At 70.5% G+C, this 23,560-nt stretch carries 22 protein-coding genes; 14 read left to right on the top strand and 8 right to left on the bottom strand.

The window, feature by feature from the left end; all coding sequences use genetic code 11:
- Nucleotides 1-2 precede the first annotated feature (2 nt).
- From BM204_RS02795 to BM204_RS02805, 3 genes are all read right to left on the bottom strand, one after another.
- The gene (locus BM204_RS02795) at nt 3-917 is read right to left on the bottom strand and encodes an alpha/beta fold hydrolase (protein ID WP_091110240.1); all 915 of its coding nucleotides are present in this window, start codon (nt 915-917) and stop codon (nt 3-5) included.
- Nucleotides 918-936: 19 nt separating this feature from the next.
- The gene (locus tag BM204_RS02800; RefSeq protein ID WP_091110241.1) at nt 937-1,215 is read right to left on the bottom strand and encodes a hypothetical protein; all 279 of its coding nucleotides are present in this window, start codon (nt 1,213-1,215) and stop codon (nt 937-939) included.
- 92 nt (nt 1,216-1,307) lie between these two features.
- Entirely contained in the window at nt 1,308-2,192 is an 885-nt protein-coding gene (locus BM204_RS02805; RefSeq protein WP_246165816.1) for an EamA family transporter, read from the bottom strand.
- 62 nt (nt 2,193-2,254) lie between these two features.
- On the opposite strand from BM204_RS02805, the gene BM204_RS02810 reads away from it, so the two are divergent.
- Entirely contained in the window at nt 2,255-3,358 is a 1,104-nt protein-coding gene (locus tag BM204_RS02810) for a WD40/YVTN/BNR-like repeat-containing protein (RefSeq protein WP_091110243.1), read from the top strand.
- Between the two features lie 207 nt (nt 3,359-3,565).
- Here BM204_RS02810 and BM204_RS02815 read toward each other — a convergent pair whose 3' ends face one another.
- Both BM204_RS02815 and BM204_RS02820 read right to left on the bottom strand, forming a co-directional pair.
- Nucleotides 3,566-6,121 (bottom strand): glycoside hydrolase family 65 protein, encoded by a 2,556-nt coding sequence (locus BM204_RS02815; protein WP_091110244.1) that lies wholly within the window; start codon nt 6,119-6,121, stop codon nt 3,566-3,568.
- The gene (locus BM204_RS02820) at nt 6,118-6,891 is read right to left on the bottom strand and encodes an HAD family hydrolase (RefSeq protein ID WP_091110246.1); all 774 of its coding nucleotides are present in this window, start codon (nt 6,889-6,891) and stop codon (nt 6,118-6,120) included. Before BM204_RS02820 ends, BM204_RS02815 begins: the two co-directional genes overlap by 4 nt.
- Before the next feature lie 72 nt (nt 6,892-6,963).
- Here BM204_RS02820 and ilvD point away from each other — a divergent pair, with 72 nt between their 5' ends.
- The 4 genes from ilvD to BM204_RS02840 are packed head-to-tail and all read left to right on the top strand — an operon-like array spanning nt 6,964 to nt 11,975.
- Nucleotides 6,964-8,685, top strand: coding sequence for a dihydroxy-acid dehydratase (gene ilvD, locus BM204_RS02825; protein WP_091110247.1), 1,722 nt, complete (start codon nt 6,964-6,966; stop codon nt 8,683-8,685).
- A gap of 12 nt (nt 8,686-8,697) precedes the next feature.
- Nucleotides 8,698-9,735, top strand: a complete 1,038-nt coding sequence (locus BM204_RS02830; RefSeq protein ID WP_091110249.1) for a hypothetical protein — start codon at nt 8,698-8,700, stop codon at nt 9,733-9,735.
- Between the two features lie 19 nt (nt 9,736-9,754).
- Nucleotides 9,755-10,957, top strand: a complete 1,203-nt coding sequence (locus BM204_RS02835) for a kynureninase (protein ID WP_091110250.1) — start codon at nt 9,755-9,757, stop codon at nt 10,955-10,957.
- Nucleotides 10,958-10,961: 4 nt separating this feature from the next.
- The gene (locus BM204_RS02840) at nt 10,962-11,975 is read left to right on the top strand and encodes a S66 family peptidase (RefSeq protein WP_091110252.1); all 1,014 of its coding nucleotides are present in this window, start codon (nt 10,962-10,964) and stop codon (nt 11,973-11,975) included.
- Here BM204_RS02840 and BM204_RS02845 read toward each other — a convergent pair.
- Nucleotides 11,956-12,609 (bottom strand): Pr6Pr family membrane protein, encoded by a 654-nt coding sequence (locus tag BM204_RS02845; protein ID WP_091110253.1) that lies wholly within the window; start codon nt 12,607-12,609, stop codon nt 11,956-11,958. The genes BM204_RS02840 and BM204_RS02845 overlap by 20 nt on opposite strands.
- Before the next feature lie 66 nt (nt 12,610-12,675).
- Between BM204_RS02845 and BM204_RS02850 the strand changes: the two genes are divergently transcribed.
- The 6 genes from BM204_RS02850 (at nt 12,676) to ilvC (ending at nt 18,692) form a co-directional block, all read left to right on the top strand.
- On the top strand, nt 12,676-13,905 hold the full coding sequence (locus BM204_RS02850; RefSeq protein ID WP_091110255.1) for an FAD-binding domain-containing protein: 1,230 nt from the start codon (nt 12,676-12,678) through the stop codon (nt 13,903-13,905).
- 10 nt (nt 13,906-13,915) lie between these two features.
- Nucleotides 13,916-14,332: a VOC family protein gene (locus BM204_RS02855; RefSeq protein ID WP_091110257.1), complete on the top strand. Its 417-nt coding sequence runs from the start codon at nt 13,916-13,918 to the stop codon at nt 14,330-14,332.
- The gene (locus BM204_RS02860) at nt 14,329-15,027 is read left to right on the top strand and encodes a 4a-hydroxytetrahydrobiopterin dehydratase (protein WP_091110258.1); all 699 of its coding nucleotides are present in this window, start codon (nt 14,329-14,331) and stop codon (nt 15,025-15,027) included. Before BM204_RS02855 ends, BM204_RS02860 begins: the two co-directional genes overlap by 4 nt.
- Before the next feature lie 273 nt (nt 15,028-15,300).
- On the top strand, nt 15,301-17,040 hold the full coding sequence (locus tag BM204_RS02865; RefSeq protein WP_174812973.1) for an acetolactate synthase large subunit: 1,740 nt from the start codon (nt 15,301-15,303) through the stop codon (nt 17,038-17,040).
- Nucleotides 17,037-17,582 carry an acetolactate synthase small subunit gene (ilvN, locus tag BM204_RS02870; RefSeq protein WP_091110262.1) on the top strand — a complete coding sequence of 182 codons (546 nt, stop codon included), beginning with the start codon at nt 17,037-17,039 and terminating at the stop codon, nt 17,580-17,582. The genes BM204_RS02865 and ilvN overlap by 4 nt, the downstream gene beginning before the upstream one ends.
- 81 nt (nt 17,583-17,663) lie before the next feature.
- On the top strand, nt 17,664-18,692 hold the full coding sequence (ilvC, locus tag BM204_RS02875) for a ketol-acid reductoisomerase (RefSeq protein WP_091110263.1): 1,029 nt from the start codon (nt 17,664-17,666) through the stop codon (nt 18,690-18,692).
- 121 nt (nt 18,693-18,813) lie between these two features.
- Here ilvC and BM204_RS02880 read toward each other — a convergent pair whose 3' ends face one another.
- Complete coding sequence (locus tag BM204_RS02880) at nt 18,814-19,665, bottom strand: ABC transporter permease (RefSeq protein ID WP_246165818.1); 852 nt, start codon at nt 19,663-19,665, stop codon at nt 18,814-18,816.
- Nucleotides 19,662-20,561 carry an ABC transporter ATP-binding protein gene (locus BM204_RS02885; RefSeq protein WP_091110682.1) on the bottom strand — a complete coding sequence of 300 codons (900 nt, stop codon included), beginning with the start codon at nt 20,559-20,561 and terminating at the stop codon, nt 19,662-19,664. The genes BM204_RS02880 and BM204_RS02885 overlap by 4 nt, the downstream gene beginning before the upstream one ends.
- 137 nt (nt 20,562-20,698) lie before the next feature.
- Here BM204_RS02885 and BM204_RS02890 point away from each other — a divergent pair, with 137 nt between their 5' ends.
- From BM204_RS02890 to efeO, 3 genes are all read left to right on the top strand, one after another.
- Nucleotides 20,699-21,406, top strand: a complete 708-nt coding sequence (locus tag BM204_RS02890; RefSeq protein WP_091110265.1) for a DsbA family oxidoreductase — start codon at nt 20,699-20,701, stop codon at nt 21,404-21,406.
- Nucleotides 21,407-21,489: 83 nt separating this feature from the next.
- The gene (efeU, locus tag BM204_RS02895) at nt 21,490-22,374 is read left to right on the top strand and encodes an iron uptake transporter permease EfeU (RefSeq protein WP_091110266.1); all 885 of its coding nucleotides are present in this window, start codon (nt 21,490-21,492) and stop codon (nt 22,372-22,374) included.
- Nucleotides 22,371-23,546, top strand: coding sequence for an iron uptake system protein EfeO (gene efeO, locus BM204_RS02900; protein ID WP_091110268.1), 1,176 nt, complete (start codon nt 22,371-22,373; stop codon nt 23,544-23,546). The genes efeU and efeO overlap by 4 nt, the downstream gene beginning before the upstream one ends.
- Nucleotides 23,547-23,560: the final 14 nt, after the last annotated feature.

A 23,560-nucleotide genomic window follows, 5' to 3' on the forward strand; every position in this document is an offset into this window, starting at 1 on the left:
CATCAGCCCACCCGGGCGATGAACTCGAGCAGCAGGTCGTGCACCGCGTCGGGCTGCTCCATGGCGACGAAGTGCGTCCCGCGGAGCTCGACGTACGTCGCGTCCTCGAGGCGGGCGGCGGCGCTCGCCATGTCACGGGCGCCCGCCAGGATGTCCCAGGACCCGGCGACGAACGCGCAGGGCACCGTGACGCGGCTGAGCGAGACCCGGGCGTGGCGCGAGGTGCTGAGCGCGAGGTGGAAGTACCAGTCGAGCGGCGTGGTGAGGAACTCGCGCACCGCCTCGACAGCGAGCTCGGGGTGCTTGACGGGGAACATGAAGCCGGTGTGGGTCAGCAGGTCGATCGTCCGGGGGCCGATCGGCAGCCGCGCCGCGATCGGGGTGAGGGCGCGGCCCCCGAGGCTCATCACGCGCGCGAGGTTGACCGTGATCGCCCGGGCGACCGGCCGGGGAAGGCGCAGCGGGGCCAGCATCGTGGCGAAGGTGTCGCCCGGGACGCCGGCGACCGCGAAGAGGCCCCGCACGCGCTCGGGGTGGCGCACCGCCAGCTCGAACATCGTGTTGACGCCCATCGACCAGCCCATGAGCACGGCCGTGTCGATGCCGAAGTAGTCCATCACCGAGAGCCCGTCCTCGACGAAGTGCCCGATCTCGACGTGGCTGGGGTCGGTGGGCCGGTCAGAGCCCCCGACGCCACGGTGGTTCCATGAGACGACGCGGACGTCGCAGTCGGGGTCGAGCAGCGCGGGCCATGCGTAGGCGTTGGTGCCGAGCCCGTTGCACAGGACCACGGTGGGGCCGTCGATGCGACCGGCCGGGTCGTTGGTCCACGCCCGCAGCACGGTGCCGTCGTCGGAGAGAACGTCGTGGAACGAGACGGACGCGATGGCGGTGGTCCGGGCTTCGGAGGTCGTCATGACTCCGATTGTGCCCGAGTCAGACTTGGGAACGTCGCAGCGTGTCAGGACTCACGACGTCGGCGGGGCGTTGGGCGACGCCGCGGGCCGGGAAGCGACTGGGGTAGCGGGCGGAGAAGAAGTCCTCGACGTCCTCGCGCTCGACCCTGCGCTGGACGCACTCGGTGGCAGCCAGCATCGCGTTGCGACGGGCCCGCTGCTGCGACTCGACGGCCCAGCGCTGGACGGCCTCGACGAGGACGGGTGGGGCGAGGTGGGCGAGCATCGACGACTCCGGGGGGTTGAGTGCACCCGCCACGCTAGTAGCCAGGTGGGTCGGTGCCGTCTCCCCGACGTGACATCTACATGAACTCCTCACAAGATCCCCCACTGGTCAATACAAGGACGGCGTCAGTCCGGCACCGGTTGGGCGATGGTGGACCGCGACCGCGTGGCCCCGATGCTGGCGACGACCACGAACGCCATGGCGGCCAGCTGGATCGGCGAGAGGACCTCGCCGAGGACCAGCAGCCCGGCCAGCGCCGCGGCGGCCGGCTCCAGGCTCATCAGGATCCCGAAGACGGCCGGACGCAGGGATCGCAGCGCGACCAGCTCGCAGGTGTAGGGGATCACCGAGCTGAGCAGTCCGACGGCTGCTCCGAGCAGCAGGATCCGCGGGTCGCCCAGCACGTCGCTGCCGGCGTGGACCGCGAACGGCGTGAGCACCAGGGTCGCGACCACGCTGGCCACCGCGAGTCCGTCGAGGCCCGGCCAGCGCTGCCCGGTCGACGACGCGAGCAGGATGTACGACGCCCAGGCGGCGCCCGCGACCAGCGCGAGCAGCACGCCCACGGGGTCGAGGTCGACCCGCTCAAAGCCCAGCAGCAGCACCCCCACGGCGGCCAGTGCCACCCAGACCAGGTCGCGCACCCGTCGCGACCCCAGCACGGCCAGGGTGAGCGGTCCGACGAACTCGATCGTGACGGCGATCCCGAGCGGGATCCGAGCGAAGGCCTGGTAGATCGCCCAGTTCATGACTGCGAGGCTCAACCCGAAGCCGAGCACGACCCACCAGTCGGCCCGCGACCGCCCGCGCAGCGCGGGGCGGGCGATGAGGGCGAGCACGATCGCGCTGGTGACGAGCCGCAGCCACACGATCGTCGTGGGCGAGACCTCGTCGAAGAGACTCTTGGCGATGCCGGCGCCGAACTGCACCGAGAGGATGCCGATCAGGACCAGCCAGATCGGGGAGACCACCGAGGAGACCACCGGGGCCGATGACTTCTGCGTGGTCACCGGGTCAATCTAGGAGACAGTGGCAGGACGACCGACAGCAGGACGGACAGAGGAGCGACTCGATGGGCGCACGCGACGGAGCAGGACGCACGATGTTGATGGTCGGGACCCGCAAGGGTCTCTGGGTCGGCACGTCCGACGAGGCGAGGCTGGACTGGGACTTCACCGGCCCCCACCACGACATGGAGGAGGTGTACTCCTGCCTGGTCGACACGCGTGGGCCGGCGCCGCGGATCTTCGCCGGTGCCTCGTCGAGCTGGCTCGGTCCGCAGGTCCGCTGGTCCGATGACCTCGGACGCACGTGGCAGGAGACCCCGGGCGGCGGCATCCGTTTCCCCGAAGGCTCCGATGCCTCGGTCGAGCGGGTCTGGCAGCTCACGCCGGGCATCGATCCCGGTGTCGTCTACGCCGGCACCGAGCCAGGGGCCGTCTGGCGCTCCACCGACAACGGCGAGCACTTCTCCCTGGAGGAGGCGCTCTGGAACCACCCGCAGAAGCCCGAGTGGGGCGCCGGGTTCGGTGGCCAGGCCTTCCACACGATCCTGCCGCACCCGACCGACCCGGCGTCGGTGACCGTGGCGATCTCGACCGGCGGCGTCTACCAGACCGTCGACGGCGGCGCCTCCTGGACCGCTCGCAACCAGGGCATCCGGGCGGAGTTCATGCCTGAGGGCCAGCAGTTCCCCGAGTTCGGCCAGTGCGTGCACAAGGTGACCAGGCACCCGTTGCGCCCCGAGCGGCTCTACCTGCAGAACCACGGCGGCGTCTACCGCTCCGACGACGAGGGTCTGTCCTGGCAGTCGATCGCCGAGGGGCTGCCGGCCGACTTCGGCTTCCCGGTCGTTGTCCACCCCCACGAGCCCGACACGGTCTTCGTGTTCCCGCTCAACGCGAGCGAGGGGCGCTACCCCACCGGCGGCCGGGCCAGGGTCTGGCGCTCGCAGGACGCCGGTGACACCTGGACCGAGCTGGGCGAGGGCCTCCCGGACTACTTCTTCGTCGGCGTGATGCGCGACGCGATGACCGTCGACGACCACGCCTCCGCCGGCGTGTACGTCGGGGCGCGCAACGGCGCCGTGTGGGCGTCGCCCGACGCGGGGGAGTCGTGGACCAAGGCGGTCGACAACCTGCCGGACGTCATGGTCGTGCGGGCTGCATCGTTCTGAGGGGCGGCAAGTCGGGCAAGCGCACGATTGCTCTCGTATTCGGACGTACTCAAGGGGCCGATGGCCGACTGTTCCACGCCTGTAGCCGACCCGCGAGAGCGATTGAGTACGCTCGACTACGCGAAAGCTTCCGTGCGCTTGCCTGGGGCTGACTCCACGTCGCGCCGACCCCGCAGCGCTGCGGGGACCACGCGTGCCGCCGACGCTTCAGTCGCCCGGCACGTGGGGCACGCCGTGGGGGTCGTGGGGCAGCGGCTGGTCGCTGAAGGTGACCTCGTCGAAGTCGATCGCCTCGGGCACGCCGGCGGTGATCTGGGTGCCGTCGGCGCGGGTGCCACCGACGAGCGGACGGTCCCCGAGCATGCCGTCGATGCGCTCCCCGTGGCAGTCGAGGTCGATCGAGAGCGGCGTGCCCTCGGAGACGGTGTGCTCGTTGCCCCGCACGAACAGGCGCACCTCGTCGCCGGCCTCGGCCGTGATCGCCAGGCGCTTCTCGGTGAGCTCGACGCGCAGCTGCGTGCCGTGCCACTTGACCGGGAAGCGCAGGGCTTCCCACCCGACGGGCAGTCGAGGATCAAAGGACAGGACGCCACCGCGGTCACGCATGCCGGCGAAGCCGAAGACCAGCGCGCTCCAGACACCACCCGCCGAGGCGATGTGGAGCCCGTCGACGGTGTTGTCATGGAGGTTGGCCAGGTCGACGTAGAGGGCCTGGTCGAAGTATTTCTTCGCGACCTCGTGGTAGCCCACCTCGGCCGCGATGATCGACTGCACCACCGCCGACAGGGTGGAGTCGCCGGTGGTGATCGGGTCGTAGTACTCGAAGTCGGCGCGCTTCTGCTCCTGGGTGAAGCGGTCGCCCTGGAGGAAGAGCGCGAGCACGACGTCGGCCTGCTTGAGCACCTGGAACCGGTAGATCACCAGCGGGTGGTAGTGCAGCAGCAGCGGGCGCAGCTCGTCGGGGGTCTGCGAAAGGTCCCACACCTCGCGGTCGAGGAAGAAGTCGTCCTGCGGGTGGATGCCGAGTCCCTCGTCGAAGGGGATCGCCATACCTTCGGCGCAGGCGCGCCACTCCTCGACCTCCTCGTCGGTGAGGCCGAGCCGGTGCACGAGCTGGGCGTGCTCGGTCGGGTGGTCGTGCTTGATCCGCTCGACGGAGGCGACGGCCTGCTCCAGGTTGAAGCGGGCCATCACGTTGGTGAAGAGGTTGTTGTTGACGACCGTCGTGTATTCGTCCGGGCCGGTCACGCCGTGGATGTGGAAGGAGCGTTCACCGTTGCTGCGCCAGAACCCGAGCTCGGCCCACATGCGGGAGGTCTCGACGAGCAGGTCGACGCCGTCGCGCACGAGGAAGCCCTCGTCGCCCGTCGCCTCGACGTACTGCATCAGGGCATAGGCGATGTCGGCGTCGATGTGCACCTGGGCGCTGCCGGCGGCGTAGTAGGCCGAGGCCTCCTCGCCGTTGATGGTGCGCCACGGGAACAGCGCGCCGCTCTGGGCCATCTCGCGGGCCCGGGCCCGGGCGGCCGGCAGCATGCGGGTCCGGAAGTGGAGCAGGTTGCGGGCCACGTCGGGCTGGGTGAAGCTCAGGAACGGCGCGACGTAGACCTCGGAGTCCCAGAAGTAGTGGCCCTCGTAGCCCGAGCCCGTGACGCCCTTGGCCGGGACGCCCTGCTGGTCGGCGCGGGCGCTGGCCTGGGCGAGGCTGAAGATGTTGAAGCGGATCGCCTGCTGCAGCGCGTCGTCGCCGTCGACCTCGACGTCGGTGGCGGCCCAGAAACGGCCGTACCAGGCACGCTGCTCGGCGAGGTAGTGCTCGACGCCGTGCCGAGCGGCCCGGTCCAGCGTGCGGTCGCAGCGGTCCGAGAGCTCTCGCACGGGCACGCCCCGCGATGACTGGTAGGCGACCATCTTCTCGAGCCGGACCGTGCGCCCCTCGCTCGCCTCGACGCGGAAGACCATCTTGGTGAGGTCCTCGTCGTCTCGCAGGATGTGCTCGTGCTCGTCCTCGGTCTCGAGCCGGTGGTCGGCGGCGACCGCGATGGTCATCAACGAGTTGGCGCAGCGGTAGCCGAGCATCATCCGGTCGTCGCGGGCGTAGTGGACCCGAGGGAGCAGCACCCGGCCCTCGAACGCCACGGCCTTGCGTGGGTCGTTCATGCCTTCGCCCATGGACGACTCGGGCGTGTAGTACTCGTCGGTCCCGTCCTGGCGGTTGAGCAGCTGCGAGGAGATCACGATCGGGGCGTCGCCCTCGAGCATCGTGACCTCGAGGGTCAGGACCGCGAGGTGGCGCTGGGTCATCGAGACCATGCGCGTCGTCTCGACCTTGACCCGCTTGCCCGATGGCGTGCGCCAGACCAGGCAGCGGCGCAGCACCCCGTCGCGGAAGTCGAGGGTGCGCTCGTAGTGCTCGATGTCGGCGGTGCCGAGGGTCAGCGGCTCGTCGTCGACGTAGACCTTGAGCAGCTTGGCGTCGGGGACGTTGACGATCGTCTGGCCGGTGCGCGCGAAGCCGTAGGCCGACTCGGCGTGCCGGATCGGCCACGTCTCGTGGAAGCCGTTGACGAAGGTGCCGTGCGCGTAGGCGTCGCGCCCCTCCTCGGGGTTGCCGCGCATCCCGAGGTAGCCGTTGGCGACGGTGAAGAGGGTCTCGGTGACCCCCAGGTCCTCGGCGTTGTGGGTGCACTCGACCAGGCGCCACGGGTCGGCAGGGAAACGGCCGCGGTCGAGCGGGTCGGTGGTCAGGTCGCGGATGCTCATCCCTCGGTCCCTCCGGCGGTCGGGAGGGTGTCGGCCAGGTCCGGCACGACCAGGTCGGCGCCGGCGTCGGTCAACGTCTGCTCGCCGGCGCCGCGGTCGACGCCGATGACCAGGACGAAGTCGCCGGCGCGACCGGCCCGGACACCGGAGACGGCGTCCTCCAGCACGACCGAGGTCGCGTTGGTCGCGCCCAGCACCTCGGCTGCGTGCAGGAACGTGTCGGGCGCCGGCTTGCCGGGCAGGCCCAGCTCCTTGGCGACGCGGCCGTCGACGACGGTGAGGAAGCGGTCGGCCAGGCCGGCTGCGGCGAGCACGGCGGGAGCGTTGGCGGAGGAGGAGACGACGGCGAGCGGCTTGCCGAGGTCGCGCAGGTGGTCGAGCAGGGCGACCGATCCCGGGTAGGCGACGACACCGTCACGCTCGAGCACCTCGTTGAACGCGTCGTTCTTGCGGTTGCCGAGCCCCTTGACCGTCTGCTGGGTACCGGTGTCGTCGTCGCTGCCCTCGGGCAGCTCGATGCCGCGCGAGGCCAGGAAGTCGGCGACACCCTCGTAACGGGGCTTGCCGTCGACGTGGGCGAAGTAGTCCGCGTCGGCGTACGGCGACGTGTCGCCCTCGCCGTCGTAGTCACCGAGGAAGGCGTTGAACATCTCCGCCCAGGCGCGCATGTGGACCTCGGCGGTGGGCGTCACCACGCCGTCGAGGTCGAACAGGATCGCCTCGTAGTCGCCCCAGGCGACCGACGAGGACACGGGCTGTGCAGAGGTCATGGGGCAAGGCTAGGGCTGTCGAGCCTGAGATGCGGCGTCGGCGTGACGACCGCCGCGGCTAGGCTCGTCCTCATGAGTGACGACGCCGCCCAGGGCCCCCAGAAGTGCGAGCAGGAGTTCGACCTGAAGCCCCGCTCGCGTGCCGTCACCGACGGCCTCGAGGCGACCGCGTCGCGCGGCATGCTGCGCGCGGTGGGCATGGGGGACGACGACTGGGTCAAGCCTCAGATCGGTGTCGCGTCCAGCTGGAACGAGATCACGCCCTGCAACCTCTCGCTCGACCGGCTCGCCAAGGCCGTCAAGAACGGTGTGCACGCCGCCGGCGGCTACCCGCTGGAGTTCGGCACCATCTCGGTCTCCGACGGGATCTCCATGGGCCACGAAGGCATGCACTTCTCGCTGGTCTCACGCGAGGTCATCGCCGACTCCGTCGAGACCGTGATGATGGCCGAACGCCTCGACGGCTCGGTGCTGCTCGCGGGCTGCGACAAGTCGCTGCCCGGCATGCTGATGGCCGCCGCGCGGCTCGACCTGTCCAGCGTCTTCCTCTACGCAGGCTCGATCATGCCCGGCCAGGTCGACGGCAAGGACGTCACGATCATCGACGCCTTCGAGGCCGTCGGTGCGTGTCTGGCCGGCAAGATGAGCCGTGAGCAGGTCGACAAGATCGAGCGGGCCATCTGCCCCGGCGAGGGCGCCTGCGGCGGCATGTACACCGCCAACACGATGGCCGCAGTCGGCGAGGCCCTCGGCATGTCGCTGCCCGGATCGGCTGCCCCGCCGGCGGTGGACCGTCGCCGTGACGGCTTCGCCCATCGCTCCGGCGAGGCCGTCGTGGAGCTGCTGCGCCGCGGCATCACCGCGCGTCAGATCATGACGATGGACGCCTTCGAGAACGCCATCACCGTCGTGATGGCCCTCGGCGGATCCACCAACGCGGTCCTGCACCTGCTCGCGATCGCCCGCGAGGCAGAGGTCGACCTGACCCTCGAGGACTTCAACCGCGTCGGGGACAAGGTCCCGCACCTCGGCGACCTGAAGCCCTTCGGCAAGTACGTCATGAACGACGTCGACAAGGTCGGCGGCATCCCGATGGTCATGAAGGCGCTGCTCGATGCCGGCCTCATGCACGGCGACTGCCTCACCGTCACCGGCAAGACCCTCGCGGAGAACCTCGCCGACATCGACCCCCCGGCCGTCGACGACGACGTCATCCGCTCGATGGAGCGCCCGATCCACAAGACCGGCGGGATCACCATCCTCAAGGGGTCGCTCGCTCCCGACGGTGCCGTGGTCAAGTCGGCCGGCTTCGACGACTCGGTCTTCACCGGCACCGCGCGCGTCTTCGACGGCGAGCGCAAGGCGATGGACGCGCTCGCTGCCGGCGAGATCAAGCCGAAGGACGTCGTGGTCATCCGCTACGAGGGTCCCAAGGGTGGCCCCGGCATGCGCGAGATGCTCGCGATCACCGGCGCGATCAAGGGGGCCGGCCTCGGCAAGGACGTGCTGCTGCTGACCGACGGCCGTTTCTCCGGAGGCACGACGGGCCTGTGCGTCGGGCACGTCGCGCCCGAGGCCGCTGACGGTGGCCCGATCGCGTTCGTGCGCGACGGTGACCAGATCACCCTCGACGTCCTCAACCGCACCCTCGACGTCGAGATCGACGGCTCGCCCGAGGAGTGGGAGGCCCGCAAGGTGGGCTGGGAGCCGCTGCCCCCGAAATACACGCGCGGTGTCCTCGGCAAGTACGCCAAGGTCGTGCAGTCCGCGGCCCACGGCGCCGTCACGAGCTGATCGGGTGCCCGCGTGAGCGGTCCCGACCGGAGTGCCCCCCAGCTCTTCCTGGTCCTTCTCGTCATGGTGGCGCTGATCGCCGTGGCGTGGGGTGTCGCGCACCCCGACGTCCTCGTGCCGCCCGTCCCCGGTGCGGTCGAGAGCGTCGGGCCCGACCTGGAGCCGCCTGTTCCCAGCGAGGTGCCCAGCGAGGTGCCCAGCGAGGTGCCCAGCGAGGTGCCCGAGCCGACTGAGTCGGTCACGCCGGCCCCGCCGGTGGAGGGCGCGACGCTGCCGGGCGGTCGTCGTACGGTCTTCGGTGGAAACCGGGTCCTCGTCGCCTACTACGGCACGGCCGGCACGGGGGCGCTCGGCGTGCTGGGGGAGACCTCTGTCCCTGAAGCGCACCGGCGGCTGGTGCGGGCGGCGGCTCCGTTCGCGCGACCCGGGGCGCCGGTCCAGCCGGTCTACGAGCTGATCGTCACGGTCGCTGACCGCACGCCCGGGCCTGACGGCGACTACAGCCACGACATCGATCCCGCCGGCGTACGCCGCTATGTCGCGGCCGCCCGTCGGCAGGGGGCACTGCTGCTCCTGGACCTGCAGCCGGGACGCGCTGACTTCCTCGACGTCGCGAAGCGCTGGGAGTGGGCGCTGCGCCAGCCCCACGTCGGGCTGGCGCTCGACCCCGAGTGGCGCATGGACTCGCGTGAGGTGCCGGGGACGGTGATCGGGTCGGTCGGTGCGTTCGAGGTCAACCGGACCTCGGCCTGGCTGTCGCGGCTGACCGTGCAGGGCGACCTGCCGGAGAAGCTCTTCGTGCTCCACCAGTTCCGCACGTCGATGGTCGAGCGCATCGACAAGGTGCGGCAGCGGCCGGGGCTGGCGCTGGTGCAGCACGTCGACGGCTTCGGCAACCAGCGGGAGAAGCTCGCGACGTACGGCGTCGTGGCATTCCCCGAGAAGTTCACGATGGGCTTCAAGCTGTTCTACGACGAGGACGTCAACCGGATGGGACCGCGGGAGGTGCACCGGATCCGTCCGCGGGTCCGGTTCATCTCCTTCCAGTGACCCAGGGTAGAAACTCAGCATGACTGCTGACGCCCTGGACCAGGCCGACCCGCTCGCGTCGCTGCGCGCCCGCTTCGTCGGCGCCGAGACCCCGCTGGTTTACTTCGACGGCAACTCGCTGGGGCGCCCGTTGTCGGCGACCGGCCCGCGGCTCGCGGCGTTCGTGGAGCAGCAGTGGGGCGGGCGGCTGATCCGGGGTTGGGACGAGCGCTGGTTCGACCTGCCGCGGGTGCTCGGTGACGAGCTCGGACGCATCGTCCTCGGTGCTGCGCCAGGTCAGACGGCAGTCGGCGACTCGACGACGGTGCTGCTCTACAAGGCGATGCGTGCCGCCGTCGCGGCTCGCCCCGGGCGCACCGAGATCGTGATCGACCGGGACAACTTCCCGACCGACCGCTATCTCGCGGACGGGGTCGCTCGCGAGTGCGGGCTGACCCTGCGCTGGATCGACGTCGACACCTCCTCGGGGGTCTCCGCCGACCTGCTCGCTGCTGCGGTCGGGCCGCAGACCGCGTTGGTCGTGCTCAGCCACGTCGCCTACCGCTCGGCCTACCTCGCCGATGCCTCCGCGCTGACCCGGATCGCGCACGACGCCGGAGCGCTCGTGCTCTGGGACCTCTCGCACTCGGTCGGCTCGGTGCCGACGGAGCTCGACGCGTGGGACGTCGACCTCGCGGTCGGCTGCACCTACAAGTACCTCAACGGCGGCCCCGGCGCGCCCGCCTTCGTCTACGTCGCCGCGCAACTCCTCGACGAGCTCGAACAGCCGGTCCAGGGCTGGATGGGCGCTCGGGATCCCTTCCTGATGGGGCCGTCCTACGCCCCCGCGCCCGGCATCCAGCGGATGCTCTCGGGCACCCCGCCGATCATCGGGATGCTCGCGATGCAGGACATGCTCGCCCTGATCGATGAGGTCGGCATGGACGCGGTCCGGGTCAAGTCCGTCGGGCTGACCGAGCACGCCATCGCCATCGCCGACGCGACCCTGCCGGGGGTCACCCTGGCCTCCCCACGCGAGTCCGCGTGGCGTGGTGGGCACGTCACGCTCAACCACCCGCACATGCGCGAGGCCACCGCGGCGCTGTGGGCGCAGGACGTCATCCCCGACTACCGCGACCCCCAAGGCCTGAGGATCGGGCTCTCACCCCTCTCGACGTCGTACGCCGAGGTGGAGGCGGGCCTCGCATCGGTTCGCGTCGCGCTGGAGGGCCTGACAGGCTGAGCCGATGCTCTTCCCACGCGCACTGCAGCCGGGCGACCGGATCGGGGTCACCTCACCGTCGAGCGGGGTCGACGCGCGGCTCTGGCCGCGTCTCGAGGCGGGCGTCGCCTCGCTGCGTGACCGCGGCTTCGAGGTCGTCGTCGGGGAGTGCATGTCCGCCGACCGGGTGACGTCGGCGCCCAAGGAGCGGCGGGCCGCGGAGCTGATGTCGATGCTGCTCGACCCGGAGGTGAGGGCCGTCGTGCCGCCCTGGGGCGGCGAGCTCGCGATCGACCTGCTCGACGAGCTCGACTGGGACGCCCTCGCCCAGGCCGAGCCGACCTGGACCGTGGGCTTCAGCGACTCGACGGCGTGGATGCTCCCGCTGACGCTGCGGCTCGGCTGGGCGACGCTGCACGGCAGCAACCTGATGGACACGCCCTACGTGCCGCCCGAGGGGCTCCTGCACTGGGTCGACGTCGCGTCGGCCACGGAGCCGTTCGTGCAGACCAGTCCCGGGCGCTTCCGCGACTCGGGCTGGGACGACTACGCCGGCGACCCGGGCGTCTCGACGATGACGCTGGACGGGATCGGCTCGTGGACGTTGGTGGGCGGGGGAGGCCTCGACGTCACCGGACGACTGGTCGGGGGCTGTGTCGAGATCATGACCGCGCTCGCGGGCACGCCCTACGGCGACGTCCCGGCGTTCGGCCGCGCGCACGCCGAGGAGGGGCTGATCGTCTACCTCGAGGTCGCTGACTACCCCGCCTACGACGTCGCCCGCATCCTCCACGGGCTGCGCTACGCCGGCTGGTTCGACGAGGCCGAGGCCATCCTTATCGGTCGCACCCGGGCCAAGGGCTTCGACGACCTCAGCCAGCACGAGGCCGTGATCGACGCCCTCGGCATGCTCGACGTCCCGATCGTCCTCGACGTCGAGTGCGGCCACGCCCAGCCGTTCCTCCCGCTCGTCAACGGCGCCCTCGCCCGCGTCGTCGTCGACGACCGACGACGCGAGATCACTCAGACGCTCGGCTGAGGGGGCGGCGGTCCCACCACGCGGCGGCGCCGAAGATCGCGAGGAACATCGCGGTGATGCCGACGACGGCGACCAGCACGGCACCCCAGCCCTTCTCGTCGGGGTCGAGGAACGGATAGGGGTACCACCCGTCGAGGGCGCCGAAGACCAGCGTCCAGGCGGCCCAGACCAGCGGGAAGAGCAAGGCCAGCCACACGACCCGCGAGCTGGTCCGGGGTCGTGGGCCGAAGGCGAACCACCCGAGGAGCGCCAGGGCCGGCACGACCATGTGCAGCAGCTTGTCGGCGGCGTAGTCCCAGCCCGCCAGGTCCAGCAGCGGACGCAGCAGGAAGAAGTGGACGACGGCGGTGATCGCGATCCCGACGATGCCGGCGAGCCGCAGGACCCGCCATGTCGCACCGTCGCGCGCGGGGTCGAGGGCCAGGCCGACGGCAGCGACGGCGACCAGCAGGTTGCTCTGGATCGTGAAGTAGGCGAAGAACCGGTAGAGCCGCATCGCCAGCCCCGGTGGCTCCGACTCGGCGAGCACCGGGTTGCCGATGACGATCAGCACGAGCTGCAGGACCAGCGCGGCCACCACGACGGCCGCGGTCAGGGCGTGCCAGCGCTGCGCAGTCCTGCTGTCGAGCCTCATGGCTAGAGCGTAGGACGTCGGTGGCGCCACCTACGCTTGCGACGTGCCTGACGACGACGATCTCGGATGATCCTGCCCACACCACCCTCGCCGGGCGCGGGCGCAGCCCCCGACGACGTGGTGGCATGGGTGGCCGAGCACCTCGGCGACCTGGCCCTCGAGGGGCCTGGAGGGATCCGGCCCGGCGCGATCCGGGGCGGCCAGGTCGCCGCAGACGCCGCGCTCGCCGGCCTCGACGTCACCGGCTACGCCCGCGACCGCAGCATCGTGCTCCCGGTCGAGCGGCGTGGCGCGACCCGCCTCTCGCCCTACATCCGCCACGGGCTGCTCAGCCTCCGCGAGGTCTGGGACGCGGTGGCCGACGCACCGGGGCGCGACCGGGACAAATACCGCTACGAGCTGCTCTGGCAGGAATACGCCCGCCACCTCTACGCCCGGGTCGGCCCGGCGCTCGGCGAGCCGTTGCGTCACGCCCAACCGACACCGACGCGCCCGTGGGACGACCGGTGGCCCGCGCAGATGGCCTGTGTCGGAGCCGCGATGGAGGAGCTGCGCGGGGACGGCTGGATGGTCAACCAGGTGCGCATGTGGATGGCCTCGCAGTGGGCGGTGCGCGCCGGTGCGCCGTGGCGGGCGGGGGAGGACGCGATGTTCGTCCACCTGCTCGACGGGTCGCGTGCCGCCAACCGGCTCGGCTGGCAGTGGACGGTCGGCACCGGCAGCGGCAAGCCCTACGGCTTCAGCCGCTGGCAGGTCGAGAAGCGGTCGCCCCAGCTCTGCGTCTCGTGCGAGCTGCGCGACGCCTGCCCCATCCCGCAGTGGCCCGACACCGAGCCCGGCGGCTCCATCGACGGCCCCCACCTGGGCGTCGGTGACATCCCGGGCGGCCCGGAGACCGTCGAGGGAGCCGGGGGCGACGTCGTCTGGCTGACGGCGGAGTCGCTGGGCATCACCGACCCGGCGCTGGCCGCCGACGACGAGCGCCCGGCCGTCTTCGTCTTCGACGAGCCGCTCCTGCAGCGGCTGCGGCTGTCCGGCAAGCGGCTGGTGTTCCTCGCCGAGACGCTCGGAGACCTGGCCGCCACCCGCCCCGTGGAGGTGCGCCGGGGACGTGTCGACGTCGAGCTGGCCGACCTGGCTGTCGCCACGACGTACGCGCCGGTGCCGGGGTGGGCACGGCTGGCTGCCCGCCTCGAGCCGGTCGAGGTGCACCCGTGGCCGTGGCTGGTCCGGCCGCGACGCGCACCGGTGCGGTCCTACACCGCGTGGAGCAAGGGTGTCGGCGACCCGGCGTAGGTTGGGGCGCATGGATCCTCGGATCAGCTTCATCACACTCGCCGTGGCGGACCTGGACGCGTCGCGCACGTTCTACGTCGACGGCCTCGGCTGGCCGGCCGCCCTGGACGTTCCCGGCGAGGTCCTGATGATCCAGGTGGGGGAACACCTCGTGCTCTCCCTCTGGGCTGCGCCTGAGTTCGAGGCCGAGGTCGGTCCGATCATGCGCGGCCCCGGCATCGTGCCGGTCTCGCTGGCTCACAACGTGCCCATCCACGACGAGGTCGACGAGGTGCTCGCGACCGCGCGCACCGCCGGCGCCGACCCCGTCAGCGAGCCCTTCGAGCGTGAGTGGGGCGGCTACAGCGGTTACTTCGGCGACCCCGACGGGTACAGGTGGGAGATCGCCTACAACCCCGGACCGATAGGACAGGTGGTGCTGCCATGAGCGACGACGACCAGGCCGACGACAAGGCTGGCGACAAGACCGTGCTCGACGGGCACGACATCGAGACCGCGCTCTTGGAGGACTGGCGGCTGATGTTCTCCTCGTTGCACGCGCGTTTCGAGACCGGTGACTTCGCGACCGGGCTGGCGCTGGTCGACCGGATCGGTGCGGCCGCCGAGGAGATGGGCCACCACCCCGACCTCGAGCTGTCCTACCCCCGGGTCGACGTCCGTCTGACCAGCCACGACGTCGGTGGCGTGACGAGGCGCGACGTCGACCTCGCGCGCCGCATCAGCGACCTCGCCGGCTCGCTGGGCGCCAAGGCCGCACCCGCCGTCACCCGGGTCCTCGAGCTGGGCCTCGACACCTGGGACCACGACGAGATCAAGCCCTTCTGGGCGGCCGTGCTGGGCTACGAGGCGACCGAGGCCCACGACGACGAGCTCGTCGACCCCGACGGCACCCGCCCGACGATCTGGTTCCAGGAGGCCGAGCGGCACGACGAGCCGGCCCAGCGTTTCCACCTCGACCTACGCATCCCGCCCGAGCAGGTCGAGTCGCGCATCGCCGCCGCGCTCGAGGCCGGGGGCACCCTGGTCAGCGACGAGCGGGCGCCATCGTTCTGGGTGTTGGCCGATGCCCAGGGCAACAAGATCTGCCTCACCACGTGGGTGGGTCGTTCGGCCTCCGCCTGATCCCCAGCCGGGGCGGAGCGATTCACATGCTGGGACCGGCGTCCCGCGATGTGGGACGCCTGTCACACTTGCATGACGGCACGACACCCGCGGCGTTACGGTTGGCCCATGCTTCACGACCTTCTTGTACGCACTGGACGCGCCAGCTGATCGAGATCAGCCAGCGCGTCGCCCCTCGTTGCCCAGGCAACCGAGGGGTTTTTTGTTGGAAGCACAGATGTTGCAAACGCAGTTGTCGGTAACGCACCGGACCACCACGAAGGATGACACCTGATGAGCGAGCAGATGACAGGCGCGCAAAGCCTGATCAAGTCGCTGGAAGCAGCGGGCGCCGAGAACATCTTCGGCATCCCGGGAGGCGCGATCCTCCCGGCCTACGACCCGCTCATGGACTCCTCGATCCGCCACATTCTCGTGCGCCACGAGCAGGGTGCCGGGCACGCGGCGCAGGGCTACGCCTCGGCCACCGGCAAGGTGGGCGTCTGCATGGCCACCTCCGGCCCTGGCGCCACCAACCTGGTCACCCCGCTCGCCGACGCCCACATGGACTCGGTGCCCATGGTGGCCGTCACCGGGCAGGTCGCGGCCAGCTCGATCGGCACCGACGCTTTCCAGGAGGCCGACATCCGCGGTATCACGATGCCGATCACCAAGCACAGCTTCCTCGTGACGAACCCCGACGACATCGCACGCACGGTCGCCGAGGCCTTCTACATCGCCTCCACGGGTCGTCCCGGCCCGGTGCTCGTCGACGTCGCCAAGTCCGCCCTTCAGGCCACCACCACCTACGAGTGGCCCGCCGAGCTACACCTGCCCGGCTACCGCCCCGTCACCCGACCGCACGCCAAGCAGATCCGCGAGGCCGCCCGGCTGATCCTCGAGTCGCGCCGCCCGGTCCTCTACGTCGGCGGCGGCACCATCCGTGCGCGCGCGTCGAAGGAGCTGCGGGTCCTGGCCGAGCTGACCGGGATGCCGGTCGTCACGACCCTGATGGCGCGCGGTGCCTTCCCCGACAGCCACCCGCAGCACCTCGGCATGCCGGGCATGCACGGCACCGTCGCCGCGGTCGCCGGCCTGCAGCGCAGCGACCTCATCATCAGCCTCGGGGCGCGCTTCGACGACCGCGTCACCGGCAACCTGGACTCCTTCGCCCCCGGGGCCAAGGTCATCCACGCCGACATCGACCCCGCCGAGATCGGCAAGAACCGTCACGCCGACGTCCCGATCGTGGGCGACGTGCGCGAGGTCATCAGCGACCTGGTGATCGCGCTGCAGACCGAGGCCGACGCGGGCACCACCGGCGACTACGAGCAGTGGGTCGAGTTCCTGGCCGGTGTGAAGACGACGTACCCGCTCGGCTACGACACGCCTGCCGAGGGCCTGGCGCCGCAATACGTCATCGAGCGCCTCGGCAAGATCTCCGGCGAGGACACCATCTACACCGCGGGGGTCGGCCAGCACCAGATGTGGGCCGCGCACTACGTGAGCTATGAGAAGCCCAACACCTGGATCAACTCCGGCGGGCTGGGCACCATGGGCTTCGCGGTCCCCGGTGCCATGGGCGCCAAGGTCGGCTGCCCCGACCAGACGGTCTGGGCGATCGACGGCGACGGCTGCTTCCAGATGACCAACCAGGAGCTGGCCACCTGCGCGATCAACGACATCCCGATCAAGGTCGCGATCATCAACAACGAGTCGCTCGGCATGGTGCGCCAGTGGCAGACGCTCTTCTACAACGAGCGCTACTCCAACACCGACCTGCAGTCCAAGCGGATCCCCGACTTCGTCAAGCTCGCCGAGGCCTACGGCTGCGTCGGGCTTGCCTGCGAGGACCCCGCGGACGTGGACGCCACCATCCGCAAGGCGATGGAGATCAACGACGTGCCCGTCGTCGTCGACTTCCGCGTGCACCGCGACGCCATGGTCTGGCCGATGGTCGCCGCGGGTTCCAGCAACGATGACATCAAGTACGCCCGCGACCTGGCGCCGGAGTTCGAGGAGAACGACCTGTGACGACCACCCACACCCTGAGCGTCCTCGTCGAGAACAAGCCGGGGGTCCTGGCCCGCATCGCCGGGCTCTTCAGCCGTCGCGGGTTCAACATCGACTCCCTCGCCGTGGGCCCGACCGAGCACGCCGAGGTCTCGCGCATGACGATCGTCGTCAACGTCGAGGAGTCGCCGCTCGAGCAGGTGACCAAGCAGCTCAACAAGCTCGTCGAGGTCATCAAGATCGTCGAGCTCGACCCGCAGGCTTCCGTCAACCGCGAGCTGGTCCTGGTCAAGGTCGCCGCCAACGCCGAGACGCGGGGGCACGTGCTCGACACCGTGCAGCTCTTCCGTGCCAAGGTGATCGACGTGGCCAACGACGCGGTGACGATCCAGATCGTCGGCAACACCGCCAAGATCGGCGACTTCCTGCGCGTGCTCGAGCCCTTCGGGGTCCGCGAGCTCGTGCAGTCGGGCCAGGTCGCCATCGGTCGTGGCTCCCGCTCCATCTCCGAGCGCAGCCTGCGCCCGGTCGCGATCCCCGCACCACCTGCCAGCGTGAGCTGAGTCGCGACCCCGCGACCCGGCGTACGACGTTGAGCAGACCCACGAACCCCAGAGTGAAACAACCAGAAGGAGAAGCCCGACGTGGCTGAGATGTTCTACGACGACGACGCCGACCTGTCCCTGATCCAGGGCAAGAACGTGGCGGTGATCGGCTACGGCAGCCAGGGCCACGCGCACGCGCTCTCCCTGCGCGACTCGGGCGTGGACGTCCGCATCGGTCTGCAGCCCGGCTCCAAGAGCCGCGCCAAGGCCGAGGCCGAGGGCCTGCGCGTCGTGACGCCCGCGGAGGCCGCGGAGGAGTCCGACGTGATCGTGATCCTGGCTCCGGACCAGCACCAGCGCAAGCTCTACGCCGAGGAGATCGCGCCCCACCTCGCCGAGGGTGACACCTTGGTCTTCGGCCACGGTTTCAACATCCGCTTCGGCTACATCACGCCCCCCGAGGGAGTCGACGTCTTCATGGTCGCCCCCAAGGGCCCCGGGCACCTCGTGCGTCGTGAATACGTCGACGGCCGCGGCGTTCCCGTCCTCGTCGCGGTCGAGAAGGACGCGTCCGGTGACACCTGGCCGCTCGCGCTCTCCTACGCCAAGGCGATCGGCGGCCTGCGCGCCGGCGGCATCAAGACCACCTTCACCGAGGAGACCGAGACCGACCTCTTCGGTGAGCAGGCCGTGCTCTGCGGCGGCGCCTCGCAGCTGGTCATGTATGGCTTCGAGGTCCTGACCGAGGCCGGCTACCAGCCCGAGGTCGCCTACTTCGAGTGCCTGCACGAGCTCAAGCTGATCGTCGACCTGATGTATGAGGGCGGCATCGCCAAGCAGCGCTGGTCGGTCTCCGACACCGCCGAGTTCGGTGACTACGTCTCCGGCCCCCGCGTCATCACCCCCGACGTCAAGGCCAACATGGTCGCGGTCCTCGAGGACATCAAGAACGGCAAGTTCGCCGAGCGCTTCATCGCCGACATGGACAACGGCTCGCCGGAGTTCACCGCGTTCCGCAAGAAGGGCGAGGCGCACCCGATCGAGACGACCGGGCGCGAGCTCCGCAAGCTCATGGCGTGGGTCAAGTCGCACGACTCCGACTACGTCGAGGGAACGTCTGCCCGTTGATCCTGCACCGTTGATCCTGCACCGCTGATCCTGCACCGCCGAGTCGGCGCAATGTGACACCGCTTCGCGGTCACATTGCGCCGACTCGGCGTTTCGGGGTGCAACATCGCGCCGACTCGGCCTACTTCACCTCGGAGCGCAGGACCAGGCCGAGGCCGACGGCGAGCGGGATCACCAGCCAGATCAGCCCGGCGGTGCCGAGCTGGGCCCAGGCCTCGCCGGTCATCTCGCCGTTGAAGAGCGCGCCCTGGGCGAAGTTGAAGTCCACCCACAGCTGCAGGTCCTCGAACCATCGGGCGTTCGCCGCCAGCAGCATGGACAGGCCGGGCAGCACGAACGAGTAGACGAAGTAGCCCACGATCGCGCCGGCGGAGTTGCGCACCAGCACGCCGAGCATGAAGCCGACGAGCATGCCCAGCACGTTGGCGAGCACGATGTAGCCCATGTGGGCGAGGCTGATGTCCCAGACCACGTCGTTGCCGGTAATCGCGGCGCCGAGCAGGTTGCCGAGCGCGCCGACCGCGAAGGCGACGAGCATGGAGACCACGCCGATGCCGACCGAGACGACCAGCTTGGCCTGGATGACCCGGGCCCGGTGGGGGACCAGCGTGAACGTCGTCAGGCCGCTGCGCTGCGACCACTCGCTGGTCACCGACAAGATGGCGATCATCGGCAGCAGGATGGCGATCGGGACACCGATCGCGGCACCGAAGTTGTCGTAGGTGACCTGGTCGTCCGGGGCGAAGATGATCACTGCCGCGGTCGCCAGGACGGCGGTGATGCCGATGCTGGCCAGCAGCCAGAAGCCCGAGCGGGTGTCGAACATCTTGCGCAGCTCGACGGCCAGGATCCGGCTGGTCGGGGTGCGTGGCGGGATCGCTCGGGGCGCACGGACGGTCGGGGTGCCGGTCGTGGTGCCGGTCGTGGTGGCCGGGGGGACGGTGCCGAGGGTCTCGACGGTGACGGCGCTCATGCCGCTGCTCCTTCTCGTTGGGTGTCGGAGGTGAGCTCGAGGAACATCTCCTCGAGCCCGGCCCCATCGGCGCTGCGCAGCTCGGTCAGGGCCACGCCGGCCGCGAGGGCGATGGTGCCGACGAGCGAGGGGTCGGCGTCGGTGCGCAGCGCGCCTCCGTCGTACGCCGTGGGGCTGAGGCCGGCGGCCTCGAGCGCGGTGGTCAGTCCGGCGACGTCGGCACTGCGGACTACCGTCCCAGCGGCCGCGAGCAGCTCGGCCTTCGTGCCGTGCGCGACGATGCGGCCGTGACCGATGACCACGAGGTCGTCGGCGATCACCTCGATCTCGTGCAGCAGGTGCGACGAGAGCAGGACGGTGCCACCGGCGTCGGCGTAGCCACGCAGCAGGTCGCGCATCCAGCGGATGCCCGCCGGGTCGAGCCCGTTGGCGGGCTCGTCGAGGATCAGCACCTCGGGGTCGCCGATCAGGGCGGTGGCGATGCCCAGGCGCTGGCGCATGCCGAGGGAGTAGTTGCGGACCCGGCGCTCGGCCTCGGTCGAGCTGAGGCTGACCAGGTCGAGCATGTCGTCGACGCGGCTGCGCGCGAGCCCCATCGTCTGCTGCGCGATGGTGAGGATCTCGCGGCCGGTGCGACCGGCGTGCTGCGCGGAGGCGTCGAGCAGGACGCCCACCTCGCGGCCGGGGTCGGGCAGGTCGGCGAAGCGGCGGCCGAGGACCGTGGCGGTCCCGGACGAGGCGGGCGTGAGGCCGACCACGATCCGCATGGAGGTGGACTTGCCGGCCCCGTTGGGGCCGAGGAAGCCGGTCACGCGCCCGGCGTGGGCGGTGAAGGAGACGTCATCTACCGCGGTGAACCCGCGGTAGGACTTGCTGAGTGACTCGACGGTGATCATGGCAGGAGCCTGGCGCTGGGAGGCCTCCTGCCACATCGGGGAGAGTGCTGACATCACCCCCGAAGCGAACCCCGGCGGCACCTCGGGGTGAACCCCGAGACAGGAACATCACGGGCGTCACGGGCGTTGGGCCCTACATGCGCATCGAGATCTGGTCCGACGTCGTCTGCCCCTGGTGCTACGTGGGCAAGCGTCGTCTGGAGACGGCCCTGTCCACCTTCGAGCACGCCGATGAGGTGGAGGTCGTCTACCGCTCCTTCGAGCTGGACCCCGCCGCGCCCCACCACGGCACCGAGAAGACGCTGGCGACCCTGTCGCGCAAGTACGGCCGCAGCGAGGACGAGATGCGCCAGATGATGACGGGCCTGATCGACACCGCTGCCGCTGAGGGTCTCGAGATGCGCCTCTTCGACAACGTGCACACCAACACCGTCGACGCCCACCGGTTGCTCCACCTCGCGCTCGACATCGGGGGACCGGCGCTTCAGCGCGAGCTCAAGGAGGCCCTGCTGGCGGCGTACTTCACCCGCGCCGAGGACGTCGGTGACCATGCCGTGCTGCGCAGCGCGGCCCTGTCCGTGGGCCTCGACGCGGGCCGCGTCGAGGAGGTGCTCGCCTCGCAGGAGTACGCCGAGGCGTTCGCCGCCGACGTCGCTCAGGCGCGGGCCTACGGAGCCACGGGCGTGCCGTTCTTCGTCGTCGACACCCGCTACGGCATCTCGGGCGCGCAGCCGGCCGAGGCGTTCACCCAGGTGCTCGAGCAGGCCTGGGCCGAGTCGCGCCCCAGCCTCCAGGTGGTCGGTGGCACCGATCAGGCGTGCGGCCCGGACGGCTGCGCCATCTGACCTGGCGTGGCGCGGAAGGTCCATCGTGTGAGGTGACCCTCACTTTGGTTAGGCAATCCTAAATTCGAGAGTATTCTCAGGGAGTGCTCGCCAACTACCTGATCGGACTGCGCGAGGGGCTCGAGGCGAGCCTCGTCGTCAGCATCCTGGTCGCCTACCTCGTCAAGTCGGGCCGACGTCACCTGCTGCCCCGGATCTGGATCGGGGTGGCGGTCGCGATCGTGCTCAGCGTCGGCATCACGCTCGGCCTGGGCGTGCAGTCGCTCCAACTCGACTTCCGCACCCAGGAGCTGATCGGCGGCACGCTCTCGATCATCGCCGCCGCCTTCGTGACCTGGATGATCTTCTGGATGGCCGGCGCGGCCCGCACCATCGGCAGACAGCTGCGCGGTCGCATCGACGACGCGGCCGACGGACCGGTCTGGTCGCTCGCGCTCGTGGCCTTCCTGGCGGTCGGGCGTGAGGGGCTCGAGACCGCGCTGATCCTCTGGTCCAACACCCAGGCCGCGATCGGGCGCGACCTCGCCCCGACGGCCGACCAGACCGCCGGCCCACTGGTCGCGGCGCTGGCCGGCATCCTGACCGCGGTCGTGCTGGGCTACCTGATCTATCGCGGTGCGATCACCATCAACCTCACCGTCTTCTTCACCTGGACCGGCGCCTTCCTGGTCGTCGTGGCGGCCGGGGTGCTCGCCTACGGCGTCCACGACCTCCAGGAGGCCGGCTTCCTGCCTGGCCTCAACACCCTCGCCTTCGACGTGACCGGCGCGATCCCGCCCGGCTCCTGGCACGGCACGCTCCTCAAGGGCGTCTTCAACTTCTCCCCGGCGACGACCGTCCTGGAGGCCCTCGCGTGGGTGCTCTACGTCGTCCCGGTCTCGGTCCTGTTCCTCCGTTCGACCCGGCGCCGCTCCGGCGCGTCCGCACGCCCCACCCCGACTCCTGTCATCGAAGGAAGTACTCCATGAAGCGCCTGACCTCGATCGCTGCCGCCCTGCTCGTGGGCGGCCCAGCCCTCGTCGCCTGCGGTGTCGAGAGCACGGCCCCGACCGGCTCCGGCGAGGCCGGCGACGCGCGCGCCCTCTCCGTCGATTCCTCCGAGGAGGCGTGCGAGCTCTCGGCGACCGAGGCGCCGGCCGGGACGATCAGCTTCGACGTGACCAACACCGGCTCGCAGGTCACCGAGTTCTACCTGCTCGCCGAGGACGGCCTACGGATCGTCGCCGAGGTCGAGAACGTCGGTCCCAGCATCACGCGTCCGCTGGTCGCCAACGTTCCCGCCGGGAGCTATGTCACCGCCTGCAAGCCCGGCATGACCGGCGACGGCATCCGCTCGGCATTCGTCGTCACCGAGTCCGACGAGGAGGTCGAGGTCAGCGTCGACGAGGACGAGCTGATCCAGACCGCACAGGACAACTACGCCGCCTACGTGCAGGACCAGTCCGACCAGCTGCTGGTGAAGACCCGCGAGTTCGTCGCGCTCTACGAGGCCGGCGACGACGACGAGGCGCGCGCCCTCTACGCCGACGCCCGCACCCACTGGGAGCGCATCGAGACGGTCGCCGAGTCCTTCGGCGACCTCGACCCCCGGATGGACGCCCGCGAGGCCGACCTGGAGTCCGGGCAGGAGTGGACCGGCTGGCACCTGCTGGAGAAGGACCTCTGGCCCGAGCGCGCCGAGGACTACACCCCTCTGGCGCCCGCCGATCGCACCACCTACGGCGACGACCTGCTGGCCGACACCGAGACCCTCGACGGACGGCTCCAGGAGCTGAGCTTCACCGTCGACCAGGTGGCCAACGGCTCGCGGGGCCTGCTCGAGGAGGTCGCGACCGGCAAGGTGACCGGTGAGGAGGAGTTCTGGTCGCGGACCGACCTGTGGGACTTCCAGGCCAACGTCGACGGCGCCCGCGTCGGCTTCGACGGGGTGGCGCCGCTGCTCGAGAGCAAGGACCCCGAGCTCGCCGCCCAGCTGACCGAGCGCTTCGACGAGCTGCAGGTGCTCCTCGACGGGCAGCGCACCGATGACGGCTTCCGCTACTACGACGAGCTCTCGCCCAAGGAGATCAAGCTCCTCTCCGACGCCGTCAACGCGCTGTCCGAGCCGTTGTCGCGGCTCACCGCGGCCGTGCTGGCCTGATCGTGGGTGGTCAG

Origin of the sequence: Nocardioides psychrotolerans (assembly GCF_900113685.1) — a bacterium.
GTDB lineage: Bacteria > Actinomycetota > Actinomycetes > Propionibacteriales > Nocardioidaceae > Nocardioides > Nocardioides psychrotolerans.